A 26289-nucleotide genomic window follows, 5' to 3' on the forward strand; every position below is an offset into this window, starting at 1 on the left:
AATGCAAGGCTGTAGGAAATAGCGTACAAAGTGATCACAAATACTCCGGCTCGCTATACTTTTGCCGACCTACAAACCGCCAGGCCGCAGTAGTAAATAACTTACAAGGAGCGTGTGCGGTGCGACGTCCGATCCTTACCCTCTTCCTGCTCTTGTGCTGGCTGGGCCTTGCCGTGCCGGCCCAGGCAGCCTTCGAACTGACAACGCAGAGCAGCGGTGCGACGCTCAATGGAGCGATCGACCTGCTGGAAGACCCGGACGGCACGCTGGACATCCAGGATATGGCCAGGCCGGAGGTGCAACAGCGCTTCACCCCTGCCAACGGCCGCGCCACCGTCGGCCAGAGCCGCAGCGTGTGGTGGGTACGGGTGCAGCTCAGCCGCAGCGGCGACGCCCCGCAGCAATGGTGGCTGGAGAACTCCGGCATCACTGTCTATCGCGTCAGCCTGTTCCTTCCGGATGGCCAGGGAGGCTGGAGCCGCCAGGAAAGCAGCGAAGCGCTGCCCTTCGCCGAAACCCGCGACTATTCCTACCGGCGCATGCTGTTCAAGCTGCCGGAAATCGGCGCTGAGCCCCTCACCCTGTACTTCCGCAGCTACGATCCGGCGGGCAACTCCTTTCCTCTGAAGGTGTGGCAACTGGACGACCTGAAGGAGCTGAAGTCCACCGAGAACCTCGGCTTCGGCCTGGTCTACGGGGTGATTCTCGCGCTGTTCCTCTACAACCTGTTCATCCTCGTGGCGCTGCGCGACAAGGCCTACCTCTGGTACGTGCTGGCCACGTCCTCGGCGCTGGTGTTCATCCTCAGCATGACCGGGCACGGCTTCCAGTACTTCTGGCCCGATGCGCCGGTACCGGTGTGGCTCGACCGTATCACCCTGCCCTCGCTCTGGGGCATCTTCGTCATGCGCTTCACCCAGGAGCTGCTCTATACCAAGCGAGGCCTGCGCTGGTCCGACCGCCTGTTCAACGTGGCCTGCGTGCTCTACGCCGTCGCCATCCTGATCAATTTCTTCGGTTATCGCGCCGAGGGCGCCATCCTGATCGCCGTCACGCCGATCGTGACCGTGCCCACAGCACTGATCAGCGCTGTGATCCGCTGGCGCCAGGGCTTCATTCCGGCGCGCTTCTACCTGATCGGCTACGGCACCGTGCTGATCAGCACCGCGATACTGGTGATGCGTGCCGCCGGCCTGATCCAGCCGATCAACTTCACCGCCTACATGTTCCCCGTCGCCATCGCGGCGGAGTCGATCCTGTTCTCCTTCGCCCTCGCCTACCGCATCCAGATGCTCAAGCAGGAGCGTGCCGCCGCCCTGGTGCAGGCCGACCGCGAGAAGGCCGCCCGCCTGGCGCAGATGCAGGCCAGCGCCGACGAACTCCAGGCCGCCGTCGTCGCCCGGACCGCTGAACTGGCCGCCGCCAACCAGCGCCTCTGCGAGCGCGAACGGGAACTGGAGCACGCCGCCTTCCACGACGCGCTGACGGAGCTGCCGAACCGCCGCTACCTGATCGAACGCACCGAGTCGGCGCTGGCCAATGCCAAGCGACACGAGGAACCGCTGGCGCTGTTGCTGATCGACCTCGATCACTTCAAGCCGATCAATGATCGCTTCGGCCATGACGCCGGCGACGAGATGCTGCGCACCATTGGCCGGCGCCTGCGCCAGCATGTGCGTGGCGGCGATGCGGTGGCGCGCCTGGGCGGCGACGAATTCGCCGTGCTGATCGGTGGAGCGGACGCGGAGGCCGAGGCATGCGACCTGGCCCGGCGCCTGCTGGAGGAGCTGTCTGCGCCGATGAGCTACGGCGCCGAGCAGCTGACGGTAAGCATCAGCATCGGCATCGCCCTGTTCCCGCAGCACGCCCGGCACTTCTCCGGGCTCTACCAGACTGCCGACCAGGCCCTGTACAAGGTCAAGGCCCGTGGCCGCTCGGGCATGGTCTTGTTCGGCGAGGACGGCGAGCTGTCGGAAGAGGCCAGCCTGCAGCTGGATGTGCTGAAGATCCGCAGCGGATTGCTTTGAGAGCTCATCTGCTGGCCTCTCTTCCTTCGCGAGCAGCGGGCTGATTACAGGCAGGAAGACCGGTGCGCACGGCGCCCCCTACCTTCTACACGCCACTCAGGCCAGATAGCGCCTCGGCACTCGCGCGGTGACCTTGGTCAGCAATTCGTAGCCGATGGTGCCGCAGGCCTGGGCCAGTTCATCCACCGGAAGCTGGGCGCCCCAGAGTTCGACCGGATCGCCGACCCGGGCATCCGGCAGGTCACTGAGGTCCACGGCGAGCATGTCCATGGATACCCGCCCCGCCAGTGGCACGCGCTGGCCGTTGACCACGACCGGAGTGCCACTGGGTGCGTGGAGCGGATAACCGTCGGCGTAGCCGCAGCTCACGGTCCCGATACGTGACGGCCGGGTGGCTTCCCAGGTAGCGCCGTAGCCGACGCTTTCCCCTGCCGCGATCTCGCGTACGGCGATCAGTTGGGCACTGAGGGTCATGGCCGGTTTCAGGCCCAGTTCGGCGGCACTGAGATCGGCAAGCGGCGTGGCGCCGTAGAGCATGATGCCGGGACGCAGCCAGTCCATATGGGATGCGGGCATCGTCAGGATCGCGGCCGAGTTGGCCAGGCTGCGCTGGTCGAAGTCGAGGTCCAGCAGGTCGAGGAAGGCTTCGAGCTGCAACTCGTTCAGCGTGTGGCCGCGCAGGTCGGCGCAGGCGAAATGGCTGATCAGGTTGAGCTCGGCAACCTGAGCCGCGCCCCGCAGGCGGGCATGCCAATGGCGCAGTGCATCGGGGGAGAAACCCAGGCGGTGCATGCCGGAATCCAGCTTGAGCCAGACGCTCAGCGGGCGTGCCAGCGGTGCGGCGAGCAGCGCTTCGGCCTGTTCCACGCCCTGAACCACCAGGTCCAGGCCAAGCTGGGCAGCCAGTTGGTATTCGGCCGGCTCGAAGCAGCCCTCCAGCAGCAGCACGCGCGCCTCATCATCGAGGGCGCGCACTTCGGCGGCCTCTTCCAGGCAGGCCACGGCAAAGCCGTCGGCCTCGCCGCGCAGGCTGGCGACCACCTCGCGCACGCCATGGCCATAGGCGTTCGCCTTGACCACCGCAAAGGCCTGGCGGCCCGGCGCGCACCGCTTGGCGACGGCGTAGTTGTGGCGGATGGCGGAGAGGTCGACAGCTGCGATCAGTGGGCGCATTGAGGCGGGCTCATGAACGAAAACGGGCGCCCATAATACCGCCTGGTCGCCCGTATTCATTGATCCAGCGCGTCCGGGTACGCGGACTGCCCGTTACTCGTCTTCGAAGTGGTAGGTGCCCGGTGCCAGGTTTTCGAAGCGCGAGTACTTACCCAGGAACGCGAGGCGCACGGTGCCGATGGGACCGTTACGCTGCTTGCCGATGATGATTTCGGCGACGCCCTTGTACTCGGTCTCGGGGTGATACACCTCGTCGCGGTACACGAACATGATGATGTCGGCGTCCTGCTCGATCGCTCCGGATTCGCGAAGGTCGGAGTTCACCGGACGCTTGTTGGGACGCTGCTCCAGCGAGCGGTTGAGCTGGGACAAAGCGATCACCGGGCAGTTGAATTCCTTGGCCAGGGCCTTGAGCGAGCGGGAGATCTCGGAAATCTCGTTCACCCGGCTGTCGCCGCTGGAGCCCGGGATCTGCATGAGCTGCAGGTAGTCGACCATGATCAGGCCGATCTCGCCGTGCTCGCGCGCCAGGCGGCGGGTACGGGCGCGCATCTCGGACGGGGAGATGCCGGCGGTATCGTCGATGAACAGCTTGCGGTCGTTGAGCAGGTTGACTGCGGAAGTCAGCCGCGGCCAATCGTCGTCGTCCAGGCGACCGGCACGGACCTTGGTCTGGTCGATGCGACCGAGGGACGCGAGCATACGAATCACGATGGATTCGGAGGGCATCTCCAGGGAGTACACGAGAATCGCCTTGTCGCTGCGCATCAGGGCGTTCTCGACCAGGTTCATCGCGAAGGTGGTCTTACCCATGGAGGGACGGCCGGCGACGATGATCAGGTCGGCAGGCTGCAGGCCGCTGGTCTGGGTGTCCAGGTCGTTGAAGCCGGTGGACAGGCCGGTGATGGCATCGCCGTTGTTGAACAGCTCGTCGATGCGGTCGATGGCCTTGACCAGGATGTCGTTGATGCCAACCGGGCCACCGGTCTTGGGCCGCGCTTCGGCGATCTGGAAGATCAGGCGCTCGGCTTCGTCGAGGATCTCTTCGCCGGTCCGGCCCTGGGGCGCGTAGGCGCTGTCGGCGATCTCGTTGCTGATGCCGATCAACTGGCGCAGGGTGGCGCGCTCGCGAATGATCTGCGCGTAGGCCTTGATGTTGGCCACCGACGGCGTGTTCTTCGCCAACTCCCCGAGATAGGCCAGGCCGCCCACCTGGGGCAGTTGCCCTTCCTTGTCCAGTTGCTCGGACAGGGTCACCACGTCGAACGGCGAGTTGCGCTCTGCCAGCTTGAAGATGGCGCGGAAGATCAGCCGATGGTCATGACGATAGAAGTCGCCGTCGGACACCTGGTCGAGCACGCGCTCCCAGGCATTGTTGTCCAGCATCAGGCCCCCGAGGACGGCCTGTTCGGCCTCGATGGAGTGCGGCGGCACCTTGAGGGCGGCGGTCTGCAGGTCGAACTGTTCCGGGACGGTGATCTCGTTCATGGGTTCGAAAGATTCTTGGGCTGGAAAGACATCGGGCACGTCATCGCATCTGCAATGACGTGCCCGATGTTAGCGAGCCGGCACCTGAGTGCAAGCTCACTTCGACGGCTCGCTTAGCCGGCTACCACGATCAGTTTGACCGCAGCTTCGACGTCGGTGTGCAGGTGCAGTGCAACGTCGTACTCGCCAACTTGACGGATGGTGCCGTTCGGCAGGCGGACTTCAGCCTTGGCAACCGGAACGCCAGCGGCGGTCAGGGCGTCAGCGATGTCGTGGGTACCGATGGAACCGAACAGCTTGCCTTCGTCGCCGGCGCTGGCAGTGATGGTCACTTCCAGTTCGGACAGCTGGGCAGCGCGGGCTTCGGCAGCGGCTTTCTTGTCGGCAGCCTGCTTTTCCAGCTCAGCGCGGCGAGCTTCGAACGCAGCAACGTTCTCGGCGGTAGCAGCGGTGGCCTTGCCTTGCGGCAGCAGGAAGTTACGACCGTAGCCGGACTTTACATTCACCTTGTCGCCCAGGTTGCCCAGGTTGGCGATTTTTTCGAGCAGGATGACTTCCATTTGAGTCTTACCTCTTAACTTTTAACCTTCACCGTTCGCAGGGCCGGCGCCATTCTTGCGCGCCTTGCGTCCGCGAAAATCAATCAGACTGTCGACGATGGCCAGAACCACCAGCAACGGATAGACCAGTTGCATGAACAGCAGCAGCGACACGTACAAGCCCACCAGCCAGAAACCGGCCAGCCCACCCTGCTTCGCCAGACCGTGCACCAGGGCCAGGCCGGCGAAAGCCAGCGGCACGCTGCAGATCGGCGTCAGCATCGCCAGCTCCAGGCCCAGGTTCGGACCCAGCAGCATGGCGGCCAGCAAGCCGAAAGCCAGTGCCGGCGGCAGCCTCAGCGCACGAAACTCGTTGCCGAAACCACCGGGGTTGTACAGGGCTGCCTGCCAGTAGCGGCCGAGCATCAGGCTCAGCACGCTGACCAGCTGCAGCAGCGACGCGATCAGGCCGGTCAGGACCGGCGCGACCATGGCTCCCAGGCGCGCTCGCTCGTCATCCGCCAATTGCGAATAGACGCTTCCCATCACCTGCGGCATGAGCTTCTGCAGCTCAACCGCCATGGCGGTTATGGGCTCGCGGAACACCGCGCCCAGCACCAGGCCGTACAACAGACCAAGCGCCACGCTGATCATCAGCACCCGCGTCCAGGACACGCTGGAACGCAGCACCAGGGCCAACCCCAGCGCACCAAGCAGCACCATCAAGGTGCGCGGCTCGCCGAAGTACCACCAGCCAAGAGCTGGCAGCAGGGCCCAGGCAATGATGCCGAGAGCATCGTTCACACCACGCCGCAGCAGCACCAGGCTGCCCGCGGCGGCGCTCAGCCAGAACATCAGGGGCAGGGCCGCTGCGCCTGCCACCACAAGGGTGGCCTGCACACGACCGCGCATGATGAACTCCGCCAGAGCGCGCATTGCGATCTATCCCTTACCTAGGTCGACCGACCGAGATCAACGGCCGTGGCTGTCGGTGTAGGGCAGCAGGGCCAGGTAGCGGGCGCGCTTGATAGCGGTAGCCAGCTGACGCTGATACTTGGCTTTGGTGCCGGTGATACGGCTCGGAACGATCTTGCCGGTTTCGGAGATGTAAGCCTTCAGGGTGTTGAGATCCTTGAAGTCGATCTCTTTCACGCCTTCAGCGGTGAAACGGCAGAACTTACGACGACGGAAGAAACGTGCCATGAACTTGGCTCCTCAATAGATCCGTGGATTACTCGTCAGCGTTGTCGCTGTCTTCGCCTTCGGCGGCAGCGTCAGTCTCAACGCGCTCACGGCGCTCGCGGCGCTCGTTGCGGTTTTCCTCGGCCTTGAGCATCTCGGACTGGCCAGTGATGGCTTCGTCGCGACGGATGACCAGGTTACGGATGACGGCATCGTTGTAGCGGAAGTTGTCTTCCAGCTCGGCCAGGGCCTTGCCGCTGCACTCAACGTTCAGCATCACGTAGTGAGCCTTGTGAACGTTGTTGATGGCGTAGGCCAGCTGACGACGGCCCCAGTCTTCCAGGCGGTGAACCTTGCCACCGTCTTCTTCGATGAGCTTGGTGTAGCGCTCAACCATGCCGCCAACCTGCTCGCTCTGGTCCGGGTGAACCAGGAAGATGATTTCGTAATGACGCATAAATGCTCCTTACGGGTTGTAGCCTGCCAACATCGTGGTCAGGCAAGGAGTGAATATCTCGTTTTGGCTTGCCGGGCCGGGGACGTGCACGAGCCTGCCCCCAACGGCAAGGGGCGACATTCTAGAGAAGGGCTGAATGCCGCGCAAGGCAAATTGGCGAAACTTTGAACAACCCCGAACGGCAGCGAAGCCATCCGGGGCAGGCCGTCACTGGGGACGGCTGCGGCGCTGGCGAACCGCCTCGAACAGGCAGACGCCGGTGGCCACGGAGACGTTCAGGCTGCTCACGCTGCCGGCCATGGGCAGCTTGACCAGGTAATCGCAATGTTCGCGGGTCAGGCGGCGCATGCCCTTGCCTTCCGCCCCCATGACCAGCACGGTCGGCCCGGTCATGTCCTGCTCGTAGACCTCCTGCTCCGCCTCGCCGGCGGTTCCGACCACCCAGAGGCCCTTCTTCTGCAGTTTTTCGAGGGTGCGCGAGAGGTTGGTCACCGCCACCAGCGGCATGACCTCCGCCGCGCCGCAAGCCACCTTGCGCACGGTGGCGTTGAGGGTGGCGGACTTGTCCTTGGGCACGATCACCGCCAGTACGCCAGCGGCGTCGGCGGTGCGCAGGCAGGCGCCCAGATTGTGCGGATCGGTGACGCCGTCCAGCGCGAGCAGCAAGGGCGCACCGGGGGTGCGCTCAAGCAGTTCGTCGAGCATGTTCTCGCCCCAGACCTGGCTGGGGCTGACCTCGGCCACCACGCCCTGGTGGACGCCTTCGGCCCATTCGTCCAGCTCGTGGCGATCCTTGTGGCCCACCGCGATGCGGTGCTGCCCGGCCAGGTCGAGAAGGACCTGGACCCGCGGATCGTGCCGGCTTTCCGCCAGCCAGAGCTGCTTGACGCGTTTGGGGTGATGGCGCAGGAGCGCCTCCACGGCATGCACGCCGTAGACCTTTTCCAACTGACTCATTTATTGACCTTGCTACCGGGTGCCTTGGGTTTCGGCGGCCCTTTCCGGTGTTTCGTGGGTTTGCTGGCGGCCTTGGCCTTCGCCGCCTTGGCTTTCTTCTTCGGCGGTTTGGCGCTGGACCTGGCGTCGTCCCTGCCGGGCTTATCCAGCGCTGCCTGCGCCGGACGCGTGCCCTTGCTGGACTTGGCGCCCTGACGCGCTTCGTTGAGCAGGGCCTGCTTCACCGCACGACTCTTGTTCACATCGGTGTTGCCGAGCATCTCCTCGGCCTGGGCGAGCATTTCCGGCGGCACGGCCGGCAGCGCCTGGACCTTGCCGGCGCGCTGTCGGCGCGGCGCCACGGCAGCCCTCGGCTCCTGCTGGAGTGTGGAAGTGTCCCGCTGGGCGTGGCGAGCCGCCCCCTTGGCGCCCCGGCTACGGCCCTTGCCGACCTTGGGCTCGGCGGCCCTGGCCTTGCCTCTGTCCGGAACGGGCTTGTCGGTGCCGCGACTCTTGCGGCCGACCGGAGCGCTGAGGACGTTGTCGGAGAGCTCGAAATCGATCTTGCGTTCGTCCAGGTCGACCCGCGCCACAACCACTTCCACCTGGTCGCCCAGGCGGAAGCTGCGGCCGGAGCGTTCACCGGAGAGACGATGGTGGATCGGATCGAAATGGTAGTAGTCACCCGGCAGCGCCGTCACGTGTACCAGGCCTTCGACATAGATATCGATCAGCTCGACGAAGATGCCGAAGCCGGTTACCGCCGAGATCACACCGGGGAAGGTTTCGCCCACACGGTCGCGCATGTACTCGCACTTCAGCCAGTTGGTGACGTCGCGGGTCGCCTCGTCGGCGCGCCGTTCGGTCATCGAGCACTGCTCGCCCAGCTGGAACAGGCGCGCCTCGTCGTAGGGATAGATGCGCGCCTTGGGCATGCTCGCCGCGCCGGCACGCTGCACATGGGCACTCTCGCGCTTGGAGCGGATCAGGCTGCGGATGGCACGATGCACCAGCAGGTCCGGATAACGCCGGATCGGCGAGGTGAAGTGGGTATAGGCATCGTAGTTGAGGCCGAAGTGGCCCTCGTTGTCCGGGCTGTATACCGCCTGGCTGAGGGAACGCAGCATCACCGTCTGGATCAGGTGGAAGTCCGGGCGCCCGCGAATCTTCTCGAGCAAGGCCTGGTAGTCGCTCGGCGTCGGCTCGTTCTTGCCACGATTGAGGGACAGCCCCAGTTCGGCGAGGAACTGCCGCAGCTTGTCCAGGCGCTCGCTCGGCGGGCCCTCGTGAATACGGTAGAGCGACGGGATCTCGTGCTGCTGCAGGAAGCGTGCGGTGGCCACGTTGGCGCACAGCATGCATTCCTCGATCAGCTTGTGGGCATCGTTGCGCTGGGTCGGCAGGATCTCGGAGATCTTGCGATCGGCGCTGAAGACGATACGGGTTTCCTGGGTCTCGAAGTCGATGGCCCCGCGGACCTGGCGTTGCGCCAGCAGCACCTTATAAAGCTTGTAGAGTTGCTGGAGCGGCTTGACCAGGTGCGGCAGTTGCTCGGCGAACTGCTGGGCTTCGGCGGATTCCGGGGTTTCCAGGAACTGGCTGACCTTGGTGTAGGTGAGCCGCGCGTGGGAATGGATCACCGCCTCGTAGAACTCGTAGCCCGTCAGCTTGCCGGCGCGGGAGATGGTCATGTCGCAGACCATCGCCAGGCGATCCACCAGGGGGTTCAGGGAGCAGAGGCCATTGGAAAGCACCTCGGGCAGCATCGGAATGACCTTCTCCGGGAAGTACACCGAGTTGCCGCGGTTGCTCGCCTCTTCATCCAGCGCCGAACCCACCTTTACATAATGGGAGACGTCGGCGATGGCGACGATCAGGCGCCAGCCGCCACCCTTGCGGGCCTCGGCGTATACGGCGTCGTCGAAGTCGCGGGCATCCTCGCCGTCGATGGTGACCAGGGGCAGGTCGCGCAGGTCGATGCGCTTCTCCTTGTCCTTCTCGGCCACTTCGGGCTTGAGCTTGGCCGCCTCCTTGATCACGGCTGCGGGCCACTCGTGGGGGATGTCATAGCTGCGCAGGGCGACTTCGATCTCCATGCCGGGCGCCATGTAGTCGCCCAGCACTTCCACCACTTCGCCCTGGGCCAGGCGGAAGTTGCTCGGCCACTGCTCGATCTTCACCTGGACGAACTGACCATGCCTGGCAGCACCCTGCTTGCCGCTGGGTACCAGGACTTCCTGCTGGATCTTCGGGTTGTCTGCGACCACCCGGGCGATGCCGCTTTCTTCGAAGAAGCGGCCGACCAGAGTTTCGTGGGCCCGCTCGATGATCTCCACCAGGGCGCCCTCGCGGCGGCCACGGCGGTCGACGCCAGCGACCCGGGCCAGGGCCCGGTCGCCATCGAACACCAGGCGCATCTGCGCGGGGCTGAGGAAAAGGTCTTCGGAACCGTCGTCAGGAATGAGGAAGCCGAAGCCGTCGCGGTGGCCGCTGACGCGCCCGCAGATGAGGTCGAGCTTGTCCACGGGCGCGTAGGTGCCGCGGCGTGTATAGATGAGCTGGCCATCGCGCTCCATGGCGCGGAGCCGTCGGCGCAGGGCCTCCAGTTGCTCATCAGTGGTCAGGCCGAACTCTTCCACCAGCTGCTCACGGCTGGCTGGGGCGCCGCGCTCATCGAGGCGCTGCAGGATCAACTCGCGGCTGGGGATGGGGTTTTCGTATTTTTCCGCCTCGCGAGCGGCCTCGGGGTCGAGGTTCTGCCAATCGGCCATCAGGGGGTGATCACCTTTTTATCCATAGAGGGATTTGCCATGGGTCTTATTGAAGCGCGAATTCCGATTGTCGGTCAGCTTAGTCCGAAGAATAATTTTTTTCGCGCTCAGGGGTTTACAACACAAAAGTCGGCTCGTATAGTTCGCGCCCACAGCGTCGCTGAGACGTTGTGAAGGAAGCAGATGAGCAATCATCGCATCCAGTGCCCAGGTGGCGGAATTGGTAGACGCACTAGGTTCAGGTCCTAGCGGTGGCAACACCGTGGAAGTTCGAGTCTTCTCCTGGGCACCACTATTCTGAAGCCGAGCCGCAAAGCTCGGTTTCTCGTTTAACGGATCGTACGGTTCCGTGTCGTTCAACGATGAACACCGTATAAGTCGATGAGCGATCATCGCAATGTGCCCAGGTGGCGGAATTGGTAGACGCACTAGGTTCAGGTCCTAGCGGTGGCAACACCGTGGAAGTTCGAGTCTTCTCCTGGGCACCACTCTTGAACAAAGCCGAGCTCTGCTCGGCTTTGTGCTTTCTGGCTTCCGGACATTCCTCGATTACCGCCAGATCAGGGGCCGAGCGTGCGCCCAACCCCCTCTCCCACCCCCTTTATGCCTTGAACTGCCCCAGGCTGGCTTTGAGCTGATCGGCCAGGCCGGCGAGCACGCGCCCACTACTGGCGGTCGCCGCCACCGCCTCAGCAGCCAGGCTGGCTTCGGCATGAATCACATCCACCCGGCCACGTACGCCATCGGCGCCCGCCGCCTGGTGCTCCGCTGCGCGTGCCGCCGCCTGCACCGCACCGTGCACCTGCTCCACCGCCTGCTGCACGTTTTGCTGCAAACGCTCGCTGTCGCGCAGCGCCTCCAACCCCTCCACCGCACGCTCGCGAGCCTGGGAAATGGCCGAAACCGCTTCGCGCGCCCCGGTCTGGAGCGCGGCAATATGCTCTTGAATATCGCCCGTGGATTGCTGGGTCTTGCTGGCCAGCGCCCGCACTTCGTCAGCAACCACGGCAAAACCGCGACCGCTCTCCCCTGCCCTCGCCGCTTCGATGGCCGCGTTCAGCGCCAGCAGGTTGGTCTGCTCGGCAATGCCGTGGATCACCGACAACACCATCTCGATCTGCTCGCTCTGTCGCGCCAGCCGCTCGATCACTTCGGAACCGTTCTGCACCCGCGCCTCCAGGTTCTCGATCAGGCCACCGACCTTGCGCGCAATCGCCGCATTGTCCTGGGCGGCCTGACGGATCTCACCCACCTGCCGCAGGGTGTCCTGCATGGCCTGGCTCTCGGACTGGGCATCGGCCACCATGCCCGCCAACGCGCTGAGACTGCCTTCCACTTCGCTGCGCTGGCGATGAGCCGCCGACTCTGCTGACTGACTGCGCTCGGACAGCGCCTTGATCTCCAGCCCGGTGCGCTGCGCCACATCACCCGCCTCGCGGACGATGGGCTGCAGCTTGTCGACGAACCGGTTCACCGCAGTGGCCATTTCCCCGACCTCGTCACGACTGTCGATCCGCACCCGACGCGTCAGATCACCTTCGCCGGCCGCCAGATCATTCAGCGCCTCGATCAGCAAACGCAGACGAACCACCACACGACGCCCCAACACCACGGCCAGCACCAGCAACACGCCAAGCCCAACCAGCGCCAGTCCCAGGCCGATGCGCCAACGCAGCTCATCAGCCGCCGACTCCACAGCCTGGCGAGTGCCCGCACTCATGCTGCTGGCGGTCTCGCGAGCCGATTGCAGGCGCGCGGTCAGCGCGGCGCTGCTCTCGCTGGCAGCCCCGGAAAGACTTTCGCCAACCAGCTCGCCACCGCTAGCGATCAGTGCAGAGAAGCGCTGATCCAGTGCCTCCAGTTGCCCCTCCACCGCCGCAGTGGAAACACCCATTCGCACCTTGCCGATCTCCACGCCGTTGGGGCTGATGGAGGCCTCCACCAGATAGACGGATGGATCGCCGGCAGCCGCATTCAGCACCTTGTCCAGCGCCCGCTCACCCTGCCCCCTGGCCAGCAACGCCTTGATCAGCGGGTTCTCGCGATTGAGATAGCGGGTGAGGTGCTGCCCACTGGCATCGTCATAGATGACGAAGAGCACATTGGGATTGCGCTGGGCGCGGCGGGCGAATTCGGAAAGCGTGGGTACGTCGTTGTCCCACATGGCGCGAGGCGCTACAGCGGCAAGCAGCTGGGCCATGTCGTTGGCCGACTCCTTGAGATTCTGCTCAAGGGTCTGGCGCAACTGCCCCTGTTCCTGCTGGAGGCGTGCACTGAGCGCAGCCCCCAGGCGCTCGCGCGTCTTGCCGGAGAGCGCACTGAGACTACCGGACACCTCCTGCCCGGCCTGCTCCAGATCACCCGCCAGGCGCTGGGTGTCACCCCCCAGGCGGACACCCAGTTCATCCACAAGGGAATTCACAGTGCTCCGCGTGAGGGCAACGGCCACCAGCACCTGCACCAGCAACGCGACCCCAAGGGCAATGAACACCGGACGCAACAAACGGCTCTGCAACAAAGACAGGATGGCTGACACGACTTGTGGCTCCTTAACGACCGTTACCGCTATAACGGCGACAACTCGGATTTATAAAGTGCCAGCAAGGTGCGTGCCGACCAGCAGCGCGACATTTGAAACCACCAAAACGACGAAGGGCCGCACTGGGCGGCCCTTCTGGGGAGTCGAAAGACTCAGGCATACGGGTGACGCAGGATGATCGTCTCGTTACGGTCAGGACCAGTGGAGATGATATCGATGGGCGCACCCACCAGCTCTTCCACACGCTTGATGTAGGCGCGGGCGTTTGCCGGCAGTTCTTCCAGGCTCTTGGCGCCAACGGTGGATTCGCTCCAGCCCGGCATTTCCTCGTAGACCGGCTGCAGGCCGATGTAGCTGTCGGCATCGGTCGGCGCATCTTCCAGCAGCTCGCCGTTGGCACCCTTGTAGCCGGTGCAGATGCGGATGGTTTCCAGACCATCGAGCACGTCCAGCTTGGTCAGGCAGAGGCCGGAGATGCTGTTGATCTCGATGGCACGACGGAGGATCACGGCGTCGAACCAGCCGCAGCGGCGGGCACGGCCAGTGGTCGAACCGAATTCGTGACCACGCTTGGCCAGGAAGGCGCCGGTCTCATCGAACAGTTCGGTCGGGAACGGACCGGAACCCACGCGAGTGGTGTAGGCCTTGGTGATACCGAGGATGTAGTCGAGGTACAGCGGACCGAAACCGGAGCCGGTGGCGGTACCGCCAGCCGTAGTGTTGGAGCTGGTGACATACGGGTAGGTGCCGTGGTCGATGTCCAGCAGCGAGCCTTGGGCGCCTTCGAACATGATGTAGGCGCCCTGCTTGCGCAGCTGGTGCAGGCGCGCGGCGACGTCGGTCATCATCGGCTTGAGCAGCTCGGCGTAGGCCAGGGCTTCGTCGAGGGTCTTCTGGAAGTCGACCGCCGGCTCCTTGTAATAGTGCTGCAGGACGAAGTTGTGGTAGTCCAGCAGCTCGCCCAGCTTGGCGGCAAAACGCTCGCGGTGGAACAGGTCGCCGATGCGCAGGCCGCGACGGGCAACCTTGTCTTCGTAGGCCGGCCCAATGCCGCGGCCGGTGGTGCCGATCTTGGCATCGCCACGGGCCTTTTCACGCGCCTGGTCCAGGGCTACGTGGTACGGCAGGATCAGGGTGCAGGCCGGGCTGATGCGCAGGCGCTCGCGCACCGGTACACCCTTCTCTTCCAGCTTGGTGATTTCGCGCATCAGCGCATCGGGCGCCACCACGACGCCGTTGCCGATCAGGCACTCGACGTTCTCGCGCAGGATGCCGGACGGGATCAGGTGCAGCACGGTCTTCTCGCCATCGATCACCAGGGTGTGACCGGCGTTGTGGCCGCCCTGGTAACGCACGACGGCGGCAGCCTGGTCGGTCAGCAGATCGACGATCTTGCCCTTACCCTCATCACCCCACTGGGTGCCCAGGACTACGACATTCTTACCCATAACACTTGTCCTCTTCGCAGAAGCTCGATGCCGGCAGCCGCCGGCGGAAAACACGGAAACTCGTTAGTGGCCGGCAGTCTTGCACCGGCCATGAAGCCACTTCCTAGGAAAGCGCCGCCACTTGCCAGCGCCCGTCACGCAGGAGCAGCTGGCGATCGCAACCCGCTTCCGGCGCGCACGTAACCTCTTGCCCCGGCAGGGCCTGCACCACGCGCTGCCCATCGGAACGCAGGCGCTTGACCTCGTACCACAGATAAGGGTCGTGGCTGTCCGGCGCCCAGATACCGGGAACCGGCTGGTCCAGCACCATGTTGCCCAGGGTCACCAGGGTCTTCAGGTCGGTGGAGAAGCCGGTGGCCGGGCGGGCACGACCGAAATCGGCGCCGATGTCGTCATAACGGCCACCCTGGGCAATGGACTGCCCGACACCCGGAACGAAGGCGGCGAAGACCACACCAGTGTGATAGTGGTAGCCGCGCAGCTCGCCCAGGTCGAAATAGAGCGGGAGCTCGGGATAGCGCAGCTCAAGGGCGTCGGCAATGGCGATCAGCTCGTCCAGTGCACGATGCACATCCTCCGGCGCCTCCATCAGCACGCCCTGGGCCAGATCCAGCACTTCGCGGCTGCCACAGAGCTCGGCCAGGGAGCGGAGCATGGAGGCCAGTTCGTTCGGCAGATCCGCGGTCAGCTCGGCAACTTCGTCCACCGCCTTGCGCTGCAGGGCATCGAACAGGCTGCGCTCCACTTCGCCGGAAAGGCCGGCAGCCCGCGCCAGGCCACGGTAGATACCAACGTGGCCAAGATCCATGTGCACGTCCGGCACAGCCGCCAGCTCGAGCATTTCGAGCATCAGGCTGATGACCTCGACGTCGCTCGCCGGACTGGCGTCGCCGTAAAGCTCGGCGCCCAACTGGATCGGGCTGCGCGAAGTGGACAGTGCGCGTGGCTTGGCGTGCAGCACGCTGCCCGCGTAGCACAGACGGTTCGGGCCTTCACGGCGCAGGGTATGGGCGTCGATGCGCGCCACTTGCGGCGTGATGTCGGCGCGGAACCCCATCAGGTGGCCCGACTGTGGGTCGGTCACCTTGAAAGTGCGCAGGTCGAGGTCCTGGCCGGCACCGGTCAGCAGGGACTCGAGATATTCGATATGCGGAGTGACCACGAAGTCATAGCCCCAACGCTGGAACAGATCCAGCACCTGGCGGCGGGCTGCCTCGATGCGTGCCGCCTCGGGCGGCAGTACTTCTTCGATACCGTCTGGCAGCAGCCAGCGATCTACCGTTGCCATTTCGCCAATCCCCTCTCAGCCGGGCGGCAAGCCATCAGTGAAGCAGATAAAGGAGGCCGGTCCCCAGCAACATGCTGGACAGGCCCATCAGGCGGAGATGGCGGTCCTTGAACTCCGCCAACCCAAGCACCGCGGCGCGCCAACGGCGCGGATAGAGGAAGGGCAGGATGCCTTCCAGCACCAGCATCAGACAAAAAGCAATGCCGAGTTCCTGCCACATGATTCCCGCGGACGCAAAAAAGCCGGGATTTCCCGGCTGACCCATGATAACACGTTTTCCCTGACGGTCACCCCGGCGGACGATGAGCGTCCGCCGGGGGACTCGTATCAGCGTGCGGCCTTGTCCAGATAGCGGAAGAACTCGCTATTGGGATCCAGCACCATCACATCGCTCTTGTTGGCAAAGCTTTCGCGGTAAGCCTGGAGGCTGCGATGGAAAGCGTAGAACTCCTGGTCCTGCCCGTACGCCTTGGCGTAGATCGCAGCGGCCTTGGCATCGCCATCACCACGGGTCTCCTCGGCTTCGCGATAGGCTTCAGCCAGCAGCACGCGGCGCTGACGATCGGCGTCGGCACGAATACCCTCTGCCAGCTCCGAACCCTTGGCGCGGTGCTCGCGGGCTTCGCGCTCACGCTCGGTGCTCATCCGCTCGAACACGCTGCGGTTCACTTCCTTGGGCAGGTCGATGGCCTTCACCCGCACGTCCACGACCTCGATGCCCAGCTCCTTGCTGGCCATGCGGTTGAGGGCAGCCGTGATGTCCGCCATCAGCGCGTCGCGCTCGCCGGATACCACTTCGTGCAGGGTGCGCTTGCCGAACTGGTCACGCAGGCCGGCTTCGAGACGGCGGGACAGACGCTCGTCGGCAATCTGCTTCATGCCGGAAGTCGCGGTATAGAAACGCTCGGCATCAGCCACGCGCCACTTGGCGTAGGCATCCACCATCACCGCTTTCTTCTCCAGGGTGAGGAAGCGCTGGGTCGGCGAATCCAGGGTCAACAGACGCGCGTCGAACTTGCGCACCTGGTTGACGTACGGAATCTTGAAGTGGATGCCGGGTTGGACGTCGGCCTCGACGATGCGGCCGAACTGCAGGAGTACTGCCTTCTCGGTCTGCGACACGATGTACAGGCTGCTCCACAGGAGCAGGGCCGCCACCACGCCGCCGATCAGGGCAAACAGCGATTTATTGCTCATCAGCGACTCTCCCTGGAACGCAGATTGCGCTGCTGCAAGTCAGTGGCGACGCGCGATCCGAGGTCGCTGCCGCTCGTGGCGGCCGATGCTGCCGGCGCCACAGGCGCCTGGCTGGTGCCACGGTTCTCGATCATTTTGTCCAGCGGCAGGTAGAGCAGGTTGCTCTGGCCGTCCTTGCCGGAAACCAGCACCTTGCTGGTGTTGGCCAGCACATCCTGCATGGTTTCGAGGTACAGGCGCTGGCGAGTGACTTCCGGTGCCTTGTGATACTCGACCAGCAGCTTGCTGAAGCGATCGGCCTCACCCTGGGCGCGAGCGATCACTTCATCGCGGTAGCCATTGGCGTCCTCGATGATGCGCTGGGCCTGGCCACGAGCCTCAGGCACCACGGCATTGGCGTAGGCTTCAGCCTGGTTCTTGGCGCGCTGCTCGTCTTCACGGGCACGAATCACGTCGTCGAAGGCTTCCTGCACTTCACGCGGGGCTGCCGCGCTCTGCACGTTGACCTGGGTAACGGTAATACCGGTACGGTAGGTGTCGAGGAAGCGCTGCAGACGCTCCTTGATCTCGCTGGCCATCAGCTCGCGACCTTCGGTCAGCACCTGGTCCATCTCGGTGGAGCCGACCACGTGGCGCAGGGCGCTCTCGGTAGCGTGCTGCAGGCTGACTTCAGGCTGGTCGACGTTCAGCACGAAGTCCTGAAGGTTGCTGATCTTGTACTGGACGGTGAGCGGCACTTCGACGATGTTCTCGTCCTCGGTGAGCATCTGACCCTGCTTGCTGTAGGCACGCTCGCGGGTGACGTTCTCCTGGAACTTGCGATCGATCGGCGGGAAGTAGATGTTCAGGCCGGGGCCGACAGTCTCGTAGTACTTGCCGAAGCGCAGCACCACGGCTTGCTCCTGCTCGTCCACCACATAGACCGCGCTGTACAGCCAGACCACGGCAAGCAGGGCCAGGCCGATGCCGAGCAGGCCGAAACCGCCCGATCTGCCGCCGCCATCATCGCCGCCGCCACGTTTCTTGCCGCTGCCGAACAATCCGTTCAGGCTGTCCTGCAGCTTGCGGAAGGCCTCGTCCAGGTCCGGCGGCCCTTTGCGGTCGCCACCACGGCGTCCACCCCAGGGGTCCTGGTTATTCGAGTTGCCACCCGGCTCGTTCCAAGCCATAGCGCTCTCCATACTGATAAAGCAAAGACGCGCCCACGGCGCGCCCACCCATGCTACCCAAGCCCGCGGCCCGCCGCAAAATCACCTAAACGGGCTTTATTGCAAAGTGTGTTGCTCTAGAAACTCGCTCGGCTGCCAGCCTTCGCGGCTGACCAATCGATTCAACTCGACGCGCGGCAGACGCACTGCGAGCAGAATCTCACCGGCCTCGTTGTGATCCTCGGTCTGCACCGCACCAAGGGCGAAGAACTGGGCTCGCAACCGGCCGAAACGCTGCGGCAGACGCAGGGTGCCCACGAACAGGTCCTCGCCCAGCAACTCGGCTACCGCCTGCTCCAGCAACTCCAGGCCGCTGCCATCACGCGCAGACAACCAGACGCGCTCGGGTTTGCCATCTCCATCGCGCTGGATATGGGGCTCGACGCTTTCCAGCAGATCAACCTTGTTGTAGACCTCCAGCATAGGCAGGCCTTCGGCACCGATCTCGCCCAACACCGCCAGTACCTGCTCGATCTGCGCCATGCGCTCTGGCTCATGGGCGTCGATCACATGCAGCAGCAGATCAGCGCTGGCAGATTCTTCAAGGGTAGCCCGGAAGGCCTCCACCAGCTTGTGCGGCAGGTGGCGAATGAAGCCTACGGTATCGGCCAGCACGATTGGCCCCAGGTCATCCAGCTCGAGCCGGCGCAGGGTCGGGTCAAGGGTCGCGAACAATTGATCGGCCGCGTAGACCTCGGACGTGGTCAGGGCATTGAACAAGGTAGATTTGCCGGCGTTGGTATAGCCGACCAGGGAAACGGCCGGGATATCCGCACGCTTGCGGCCACGGCGGGCCTGCTCGCGCTGGCTGCGCACCTTCTCGAGACGCTGCTTGATCTGGCGAATACGTATCCGCAGCAAGCGACGGTCGGTTTCCAACTGGGTTTCACCCGGACCACGCAGGCCGATACCACCTTTCTGGCGCTCAAGGTGAGTCCAGCCACGCACCAGGCGCGTACTCATATGGTTGAGCTGGGCCAGTTCGACCTGCAGCTTGCCTTCATGGGTACGGGCGCGCTGGGCGAAGATATCGAGAATCAGGCCGGTGCGGTCAAGCACCCGGCACTCGAAGGCGCGCTCGAGGTTGCGCTCCTGGCTGGGCGTGAGGGTGTGATTGAAGATGACCAGCTCAGCCTTCTCGGCCTTCACCAGGTCATGCAATTCATCAACTTTGCCGCTGCCGATCAGGTACTTGGCCGTTGGCTGGTGCCGGGAAACGGAGACGAATGCCACCGTGTCCGCACCGGCCGAACGTGCAAGTTCCAGGAATTCCTGCGGGTCTTCGCGCGCCTCGGGATCTTGACCTTCCAGATGAACCAGGATGGCCCGTTCACCACCACCAGGGCGTTCGAAAAACAAAGCAGTCTCCTATCAGGCGTTACCCGGCTCAGGCTGCTCCTGCTCGGAGGCGCTGGGCAGGCGTACCGGACGACTCGGTACAACGGTGGAAATAGCGTGCTTGTAGACCATTTGGCTGACAGTGTTCTTCAGCAGAATCACGAACTGGTCGAAGGATTCGATCTGGCCCTGCAGCTTGATGCCGTTTACCAGATAGATGGAAACCGGTACGCGTTCCTTACGCAGGGTATTGAGGTAAGGGTCTTGTAGCGAATGCCCTTTTGACATGTGCCGCTCTCCTTTAGGGATCAATCGTTTTAGTTTTCAAATGACAAGAAAAGATGACTGGTATCCGCCCTACCCCCAAGGATAGACGGTAACCGGTGAGGTCTCAGCTCAATATGGAGACCGACCTCAGGTATTTCAAGGTACGCGGCAGATTGTCGCAAGCCAGGCTGTCCAACCAGTACAGGTCGGACCAACTGCGCAACCAGGTGAACTGTCGCTTGGCGAGTTGACGAGTAGCGATGATGCCTCGCTCCTCCATCTCGTCCCGGGTCAGCACGCCATCCAGGTAATCCCAGGCCTGGCGATAACCGACCGCCCTTATAGACGGCAGTCCCGCATGCAAGTCACTTCTGCGGCGCAGCGCTTCGACCTCTTCGATGAAGCCCTGTTCCAGCATCAAGCGAAAACGTTGCGCAATTCTTTCGTGCAATACCTGGCGTTGCGCCGGCGCAATGGCCAAGTGCGCGACAGTATACGGCAAATGCGCCGTTCCTGGCGTGTTCCCGGCCGTATTTTGCGCAGCCTGACGCTGTCGATGGGCGGTCATGGTGAGCCCGCTGACCTTGTAGACCTCCAGCGCGCGGGTCAGCCGCTGGGGGTCATTGGGATGGATGCGTGCGGCGGACTCCGGATCGACCGCTGCCAGCTCCCGATGCAAAGCGTCCCAACCTTCGCGGGCGGCACGGGCTTCCAGGTCGGCGCGCACTTCGGGGTCGGCGCTGGGCATGTCCGCCAGCCCCTCCAGCAACGCCTTGTAATACAACATGGTACCGCCCACCAGCAGCGGGATCCGCCCCCGGGCGGTGATTTCCGCCATGGCGGCCAGGGCGTCGGCACGGAATTCCGCGGCGGAGTAGCTTTCAGCCGGATCGCGGATATCGATCAGTCGATGGGGAAATTCGGCCAGAGTGGCCTTGTCCGGCTTGGCGGTACCAATGTCCATGCCGCGGTAGATCAAGGCCGAATCGACGCTGATCAACTCGCAAGGCAGCGTCCGCGCCAGCTCCAGGGCCAGATCGGTCTTGCCGGCGGCCGTGGGCCCCATGAGGAAAATTGCCGGCGGCAGCCGTTCAGCCATGATCAGCGACCGCGCAGGAACAGCTTGTCCAGGTCATCCATACCCAGTTGCGTCCAGGTCGGACGCCCGTGGTTGCACTGGCCGCTGCGCTCGGTGTGCTCCATATCTCGCAGCAGAGCACTCATTTCCGGCTGGGTCAGACGGCGATTGGCACGCACGGCGCCATGGCAGGCCATGGTGCCCAGCAATTCGTTCAAATGCGCCTGGATGCGGTCGCTGGTGCCGTATTCCAACAGATCGGAGAGGACGTCGCGCACCAATTGCGAGGCCTCGGCCTGCTTCAACAGGGCCGGAATCTGACGAATAGCCAGGGTTTCCGGGCCAAGGCGCTGCAACTCGAAGCCCAGGCGGCGGAACCACTCGCCGTTCTCCTCGGCGCAATCGGCTTCGCGCTGGCTGACGGCGATGGATTCCGGCACCAGCAACGGCTGCCCCTTGAGCCCTTCACTGGCCATCGCGACCTTCAGTCGCTCGTAGGTGATGCGCTCATGGGCGGCGTGCATATCCACCAGCACCAGCCCCTGGGCATTTTCCGCCAGGATGTAGATGCCCTTGAGCTGGGCCAGGGCGTAGCCCAGCGGCGGCACATCGCCCTGGGATTCCGGCAGCGCGGCAGGCGCGGAGGCGGCGGGCAGCGGCGCGAAGTACTCGCGGTAGGCGCCCTGGGCCTCGGCCATCGGTACAGCAGGTTGCGGACGCGGCGCCTGGTAACCACCAGCCGGCGGGCGCCAGGCCGGCTCGGCGGCAGGCCGCTCCAGCACATTGGCCGCGAGGCTCATCTCACCCTGGGGGCCGAACTCGCCAGCGGCAAGGCCGGTCGGACGCACGACGGCATCGGTGGCAGCCGGCGCAGCCAGCTGATCCTCGGGGCGCACTTCGCCCAGGGCACGGTGCAGGGTGCCGTAGAGGAAGTCGTGGACCATGCGGCTGTCGCGGAAGCGCACCTCGTGCTTGGTCGGGTGCACGTTGACGTCGACGACCGCAGGATCGACCTCGAAGAACAGCACGAAGGTCGGATGGCGGCCGTTGTACAGCACGTCGCGATACGCCTGGCGCACCGCGTGGGCGACCAGTTTGTCGCGCACCATGCGACCGTTCACGTAGAAGTACTGCAAGTCCGCCTGGCTGCGGGAGAAAGTGGGCAGGCCGACCCAGCCCCAGAGATGCAGGCCGTTACGCTCCACCTCGATGGGCAGCGCCTGCTCCAGGAACGCCGGCCCGCAGACCGTGGCGACGCGGCGGGCGCGGGCAATGGCGTCGCGCGCTTCATGGAGGGCGAAGATGGTCTTGCCGTTATGGCGCAGATGGAACGCCACATCGAAGCGGGCCAGGGCCAGACGCTTGATGACTTCCTGCAGGTGGTCGAACTCGGTCTTCTCCGCACGCAGGAACTTGCGCCGCGCCGGCGTGTTGAAGAACAGGTCGCGCACTTCCACCGAAGTACCGACGGGGTGGGCGGCAGGCTGCACCCGTGCCTCCATGTCGCGTCCTTCGGTTTCCACCTGCCAGGCCTGGTCCGCATCAGCGGTACGAGAGGTCATGGTCAGCCGTGCAACGGAGCTGATGGAGGCCAGTGCTTCGCCGCGGAATCCCAGACTCATCACCCGCTCAAGGTCTTCCAGGTCGCGAATCTTGCTGGTGGCGTGGCGCGCCAGGGCCAGCGGCAGGTCCTCGGGCGGAATGCCGCCGCCATCGTCGCGAACCCGCAGCAGCTTGACGCCGCCCTGCTCCACTTCGACGTCGATGCGCCGGGCACCCGCATCCAGGCTGTTCTCCAGCAGCTCTTTGATAACGGAGGCGGGACGTTCGACCACCTCACCGGCGGCGATCTGGTTCGCCAGCCGCGGAGTGAGCAGCTGGATACGCGGCAGGTTGCTCATGGCTGGGCCGCCAGAGTCGCGGCTGGGATGTTCAGGACCTGGCCGACCTTGACGTTGTCGCTGGACAGCGAGTTGGCTTTGCGCAGTGTCGCGACGCTCACCTCGTAACGCTGGGCGATCAGCGCCAGGCTCTCGCCGGACGTGACGACGTGCTCGCGCGGGCCAATGGCGATCTTGCCCTGATCACGCAGCCAGGCGATGTAGGTGCCGGGCGGCGGGTTCTGCTGGAAGAACTGCTTCACGCCGGTCTTGATCGAACGCGCCAGGGCCTGCTGGTGGCTCGGCGATGCCAGCTTTTGGGATTCGTTGTGGTTGGAGATGAAACCGGTCTCCACCAGGATCGAAGGAATGTCAGGCGACTTCAGCACCATGAAGCCGGCCTGCTCCACCCGGCGTTTGTGCAGCGGGGTGACCTGGCTGACGTTGGACAGCACCTTCTGGCCGACATTGAGGCTGGACGACATGGTCGCGGTCATCGACAGGTCGAGCAGAACGCCGGCGAGCATGCGGTCCTTGTCGTCAAGGCTGACACTGCCATCTCCGCCGATCAGGTCGGAGCGGTTTTCGTTGTCAGCCAGCCAGCGCGCGGTTTCCGAGGTGGCGCCGCGATCGGACAGGGCGAATACCGAGGCACCGAACGCGCTGCGACTGGGCGCGGCATCGGCGTGGATGGAAACGAACAGGTCGGCACCCTTCTTGCGGGCGATCTCGGTGCGCTTGCGCAACGGGATGAAGTAGTCGCCGGTACGTACCAGCTCGCCACGGAAGCCCTTCTCCTGGCTGATCTGGCGCTGCAGTTCCTTGGCGATGGCCAGGGTCACGTTCTTCTCGTGCTGGCCCTTGGGCCCGAGGGCACCCGGGTCTTCACCGCCGTGACCGGCATCGATGGCAACCACGATGTCGCGCTTGCCGCCCGGCACCGGCGGCAGCTTGCTGGGCGCCGGCTGGGTCGGCGTCACCGGCGTTTGCGGCGTGCTCGGCGCGGTGGCCACCTGGGGCGCACTGGCTTCGCTGGCGGCCGCTTCCGGGTCGAACAGGTCCACCACCAGGCGGTTGCCGTACTGCTGGTTGGGCGCCAGGGAGAAACTCTTCGGCGTCACGGCGGACGACAGGTCGATCACCACGCGCAAGTCGGTAGGGCTGCGCTGGGCGGAGCGGACACTGGTGATCGGGGTGTTGCTGAGGGACAACTGCTCCAGCTTGGTAGCCAACTGGGCGCCGTTGATGTCGATGACGATGCGATTGGGTGCAGTCAGGGTGAAGACGGAGTGCTGCACAGGGCCAGACAAGTCGAAGACCAGGCGGGTGTTGTCAGGCGCGCGCCAAAGCCGCACCCCGCGGACCTCCGCGGCAGCCAGGACATCAGCGGCGAACGCCGCAAGCAGAACCCCAATCCCGGCAAACAGTGCGCGCGAGCGCATACCCCACCCCATATTTGTTTTCATGCTCCCATGGCCAGGGCGGCACACCATGCTTCGCCGCGCTCGGTGTGTGGCGACAACCGCAGCGAACGGCCGCCCGCTTGCGGCGTAATGTTAATGTCCAGGTCAGCCTTTGGCAAAATGCCGGCGCCCCGCTGAGGCCACTCGATCAGACACAAGGCGTCGCCCTCGAAGTAGTCGCGGATACCCAGAAATTCCAGTTCCTCCGGGTCGGCCAGGCGGTATAGATCGAAATGGAAGGCGCGCATGCCCCCGATTTCATAAGGCTCGACCAGGGTGAAGGTGGGGCTTTTCACCGCCCCCACGTGCCCCAGCCCCCGCAGGATGCCGCGAGATAGCGTGGTTTTCCCCGCCCCCAGATCCCCATGCAGGTACAGGATGCCGCGCCCTTGGGTCAGATTCGCCAATCGGGCGCCGAGGGCCAGCATGGCCTCCTCGCCTTCGGCATGCAGGATCACTTCAGGCACGGTGCAAACTCCTCGAGCAACTGACGAATGGTCGGAATGAGATCACTGGCTGCCAGCCCCCGGCCGCCCCGGGCCAGGCCCTCGCCCGCGCAGGCGTGCAGCCAAACGGCCAGGCAGGTGGCCGAGTACGCGTCCATCCCCTGGGCGAGCAAGGCACCGATCAGCCCGGCGAGTACATCACCGAGCCCGGCCCCGGCCATTACCGGATGGCCGCGATCACAGAGTGCGAGACGACCATCAGGGGCCGCCACCAGACTGCCGGCGCCCTTGAGCAGGACGACGGCATCGAATTTTTGCGCCAGCGCAAGCACCGCGCGTGGCCGGTCGGCCTGAACTTCGGCGGTGGAAATGCCCAGCAGGCGCGCGGCCTCGCCCGGATGAGGCGTGATCACGCAACCCGCTGGCAGACGGACCAGACCACCCGCCAGCATATTGAGCGCGTCGGCATCCCATACCTGGACCGACTCCAGTCCCGCGACGACGCTGAGCAGGCCGCGCCCCCAGGCGTCCTGGCCCAGGCCAGGTCCCGCCACCAGCACATCGGCCCTGTCCGCCAGGGCCAGCAGCTGGTTGGCCGAGCTCACGCCGGCACACATCACTTCCGGGCGCCGTGCCAACGCGGCCATCACGTGCTCTGGCCGGGTCGCCAGCGACACCAGCCCGGCCCCGCTGCGCAGCGCACTCTCCGCCGCAAGCAGTGCCGCGCCTCCCAGCCCACGGTCACCGCCCACCACCAGCAGGTGGCCGAGCTGCCCCTTGTGCGCGGTGCGTGGGCGCGGCGCCAGGCGCCTAAGGCTGCCGGCAGCCATACGCTCGGCGATACGGGGCGTCACCGAGACCAGGGCGGGATCGGCCTGGAGATCGTCGAATACCAGCTCACCCACCTGGTTCGGCGCATCGGCGGTGAACAGTCCCAGCTTGAGCCCGATGAAGGTCACCGTCAGGTCCGCACGCACCGCCACGCCAAGCACGCGGCCGGTGTCGGCGCAGAGGCCAGACGGAATGTCCACGGCCAGCACCGGCAGACTACTGGCGTTGAGCAGCCGGATCGCCTGGGCATAAGGTTCGCGCACCTCGCCGGACAGCCCGGTGCCCAGCAATGCGTCCACCACCACACCTTCCAGGACGGCGCACTCGCTCCAGGGCTGGATGGTGACGCCCACGGCAGCGGCGTCATCCCGCGCCAGCGCCGCATCGCCAGTCAGCGCATCGGCAGCACCCACGGCCAGCACCTTCACCTGCCAACCGGCACGGCGGGCCAGCGCCGCGACCAGATAGCCATCGCCAGCATTGTTACCCCCCCCGGCCAGCACGCTGAGGCTGCCGGCTTCAGGCCAACGCCGGCGCAGGGCGCGCCAGGTCGCGTGGGCGGCACGCTGCATCAACTCGAAGCCAGGCGTGCCGGAAGCGATGAGGCGCGCATCGAGGTCCCGCACCTGGGCGGCGGAATGGAGCGAAATGGGCAGGTCGTCGCGGGAAGAAAGCATGGGATTCGGTTGCAGCTGCGAGGTCTGGCAGAATTATATCCACCTCGACACCGGTT

22 protein-coding genes and 2 tRNA genes are annotated in these 26289 nt (G+C 64.7%); 3 read left to right on the plus strand and 21 right to left on the minus strand.

The window, feature by feature from the left end; all coding sequences use genetic code 11:
- Positions 1 to 119 precede the first annotated feature (119 nt).
- Positions 120 to 2027, plus strand: coding sequence for a diguanylate cyclase (locus tag FXN65_RS25290; RefSeq protein ID WP_151137577.1), 1908 nt, complete (start codon positions 120 to 122; stop codon positions 2025 to 2027).
- 96 nt (positions 2028 to 2123) lie between these two features.
- On the opposite strand, the gene alr is transcribed toward FXN65_RS25290, so the two are convergent.
- From alr to rnr, 8 genes are all read right to left on the minus strand, one after another.
- Entirely contained in the window at positions 2124 to 3200 is a 1077-nt protein-coding gene (gene alr, locus FXN65_RS25295) for an alanine racemase (protein WP_151137578.1), read from the minus strand.
- 93 nt (positions 3201 to 3293) lie between these two features.
- Entirely contained in the window at positions 3294 to 4688 is a 1395-nt protein-coding gene (gene dnaB, locus FXN65_RS25300; RefSeq protein ID WP_151137581.1) for a replicative DNA helicase, read from the minus strand.
- A 113-nt stretch (positions 4689 to 4801) separates the two neighbouring features.
- Entirely contained in the window at positions 4802 to 5248 is a 447-nt protein-coding gene (gene rplI / locus FXN65_RS25305; protein WP_151137583.1) for a 50S ribosomal protein L9, read from the minus strand.
- Positions 5249 to 5269: 21 nt separating this feature from the next.
- Complete coding sequence (locus FXN65_RS25310) at positions 5270 to 6163, minus strand: YybS family protein (protein ID WP_151137585.1); 894 nt, start codon at positions 6161 to 6163, stop codon at positions 5270 to 5272.
- A 36-nt stretch (positions 6164 to 6199) separates the two neighbouring features.
- The gene (rpsR, locus tag FXN65_RS25315) at positions 6200 to 6430 is read right to left on the minus strand and encodes a 30S ribosomal protein S18 (protein WP_003452992.1); all 231 of its coding nucleotides are present in this window, start codon (positions 6428 to 6430) and stop codon (positions 6200 to 6202) included.
- 28 nt (positions 6431 to 6458) lie between these two features.
- A complete protein-coding gene (rpsF, locus tag FXN65_RS25320; protein ID WP_151137587.1) occupies positions 6459 to 6866 on the minus strand; it encodes a 30S ribosomal protein S6 in 408 nt (135 codons plus the stop codon).
- A gap of 207 nt (positions 6867 to 7073) precedes the next feature.
- Entirely contained in the window at positions 7074 to 7823 is a 750-nt protein-coding gene (gene rlmB / locus FXN65_RS25325) for a 23S rRNA (guanosine(2251)-2'-O)-methyltransferase RlmB (RefSeq protein ID WP_151137589.1), read from the minus strand.
- Positions 7820 to 10573 carry a ribonuclease R gene (gene rnr / locus FXN65_RS25330; protein ID WP_151137591.1) on the minus strand — a complete coding sequence of 918 codons (2754 nt, stop codon included), beginning with the start codon at positions 10571 to 10573 and terminating at the stop codon, positions 7820 to 7822. Before rnr ends, rlmB begins: the two co-directional genes overlap by 4 nt.
- A gap of 205 nt (positions 10574 to 10778) precedes the next feature.
- Between rnr and FXN65_RS25335 the strand changes: the two genes are divergently transcribed.
- Both FXN65_RS25335 and FXN65_RS25340 read left to right on the plus strand, forming a co-directional pair.
- Positions 10779 to 10865 (plus strand) — tRNA-Leu (locus tag FXN65_RS25335).
- A gap of 109 nt (positions 10866 to 10974) precedes the next feature.
- A tRNA-Leu gene (locus tag FXN65_RS25340) sits at positions 10975 to 11061 on the plus strand.
- A gap of 113 nt (positions 11062 to 11174) precedes the next feature.
- Here the strand turns inward: FXN65_RS25340 and FXN65_RS25345 are convergent.
- The 13 genes from FXN65_RS25345 to FXN65_RS25405 all read right to left on the minus strand — a co-directional run bounded on the left by FXN65_RS25345 (position 11175) and on the right by FXN65_RS25405 (position 26233).
- Complete coding sequence (locus FXN65_RS25345) at positions 11175 to 13109, minus strand: methyl-accepting chemotaxis protein (protein ID WP_151137593.1); 1935 nt, start codon at positions 13107 to 13109, stop codon at positions 11175 to 11177.
- 155 nt (positions 13110 to 13264) lie between these two features.
- Positions 13265 to 14560 carry an adenylosuccinate synthase gene (locus FXN65_RS25350; RefSeq protein ID WP_151137595.1) on the minus strand — a complete coding sequence of 432 codons (1296 nt, stop codon included), beginning with the start codon at positions 14558 to 14560 and terminating at the stop codon, positions 13265 to 13267.
- Between the two features lie 103 nt (positions 14561 to 14663).
- Positions 14664 to 15848: an ATP phosphoribosyltransferase regulatory subunit gene (locus FXN65_RS25355; protein ID WP_151137597.1), complete on the minus strand. Its 1185-nt coding sequence runs from the start codon at positions 15846 to 15848 to the stop codon at positions 14664 to 14666.
- A gap of 34 nt (positions 15849 to 15882) precedes the next feature.
- On the minus strand, positions 15883 to 16068 hold the full coding sequence (locus tag FXN65_RS25360; protein ID WP_003453007.1) for a DUF2065 domain-containing protein: 186 nt from the start codon (positions 16066 to 16068) through the stop codon (positions 15883 to 15885).
- A gap of 107 nt (positions 16069 to 16175) precedes the next feature.
- Positions 16176 to 17045 (minus strand): protease modulator HflC, encoded by an 870-nt coding sequence (hflC, locus tag FXN65_RS25365; RefSeq protein WP_151137599.1) that lies wholly within the window; start codon positions 17043 to 17045, stop codon positions 16176 to 16178.
- Positions 17045 to 18214, minus strand: a complete 1170-nt coding sequence (gene hflK, locus FXN65_RS25370) for an FtsH protease activity modulator HflK (RefSeq protein ID WP_151137601.1) — start codon at positions 18212 to 18214, stop codon at positions 17045 to 17047. Before hflK ends, hflC begins: the two co-directional genes overlap by 1 nt.
- A 96-nt stretch (positions 18215 to 18310) precedes the next feature.
- Positions 18311 to 19612, minus strand: a complete 1302-nt coding sequence (gene hflX, locus FXN65_RS25375) for a ribosome rescue GTPase HflX (protein WP_151137603.1) — start codon at positions 19610 to 19612, stop codon at positions 18311 to 18313.
- Positions 19613 to 19624: 12 nt separating this feature from the next.
- A complete protein-coding gene (hfq, locus tag FXN65_RS25380) occupies positions 19625 to 19879 on the minus strand; it encodes an RNA chaperone Hfq (RefSeq protein ID WP_003453015.1) in 255 nt (84 codons plus the stop codon).
- A gap of 103 nt (positions 19880 to 19982) precedes the next feature.
- On the minus strand, positions 19983 to 20957 hold the full coding sequence (gene miaA / locus FXN65_RS25385) for a tRNA (adenosine(37)-N6)-dimethylallyltransferase MiaA (RefSeq protein ID WP_151137605.1): 975 nt from the start codon (positions 20955 to 20957) through the stop codon (positions 19983 to 19985).
- A gap of 2 nt (positions 20958 to 20959) precedes the next feature.
- Positions 20960 to 22837 carry a DNA mismatch repair endonuclease MutL gene (gene mutL / locus FXN65_RS25390; protein WP_151137607.1) on the minus strand — a complete coding sequence of 626 codons (1878 nt, stop codon included), beginning with the start codon at positions 22835 to 22837 and terminating at the stop codon, positions 20960 to 20962.
- A complete protein-coding gene (locus tag FXN65_RS25395; RefSeq protein WP_151138961.1) occupies positions 22834 to 24270 on the minus strand; it encodes an N-acetylmuramoyl-L-alanine amidase in 1437 nt (478 codons plus the stop codon). Before FXN65_RS25395 ends, mutL begins: the two co-directional genes overlap by 4 nt.
- A gap of 8 nt (positions 24271 to 24278) precedes the next feature.
- Positions 24279 to 24746, minus strand: a complete 468-nt coding sequence (tsaE, locus tag FXN65_RS25400) for a tRNA (adenosine(37)-N6)-threonylcarbamoyltransferase complex ATPase subunit type 1 TsaE (RefSeq protein WP_151137609.1) — start codon at positions 24744 to 24746, stop codon at positions 24279 to 24281.
- Complete coding sequence (locus FXN65_RS25405) at positions 24734 to 26233, minus strand: NAD(P)H-hydrate dehydratase (protein ID WP_151137611.1); 1500 nt, start codon at positions 26231 to 26233, stop codon at positions 24734 to 24736. The genes tsaE and FXN65_RS25405 overlap by 13 nt, the downstream gene beginning before the upstream one ends.
- Between the last annotated feature and the right edge of the window lie 56 nt (positions 26234 to 26289).

Origin of the sequence: Pseudomonas lalkuanensis (genome assembly GCF_008807375.1) — a bacterium.
In the GTDB taxonomy this organism is placed as follows: Bacteria; Pseudomonadota; Gammaproteobacteria; order Pseudomonadales; family Pseudomonadaceae; genus Metapseudomonas; species Metapseudomonas lalkuanensis.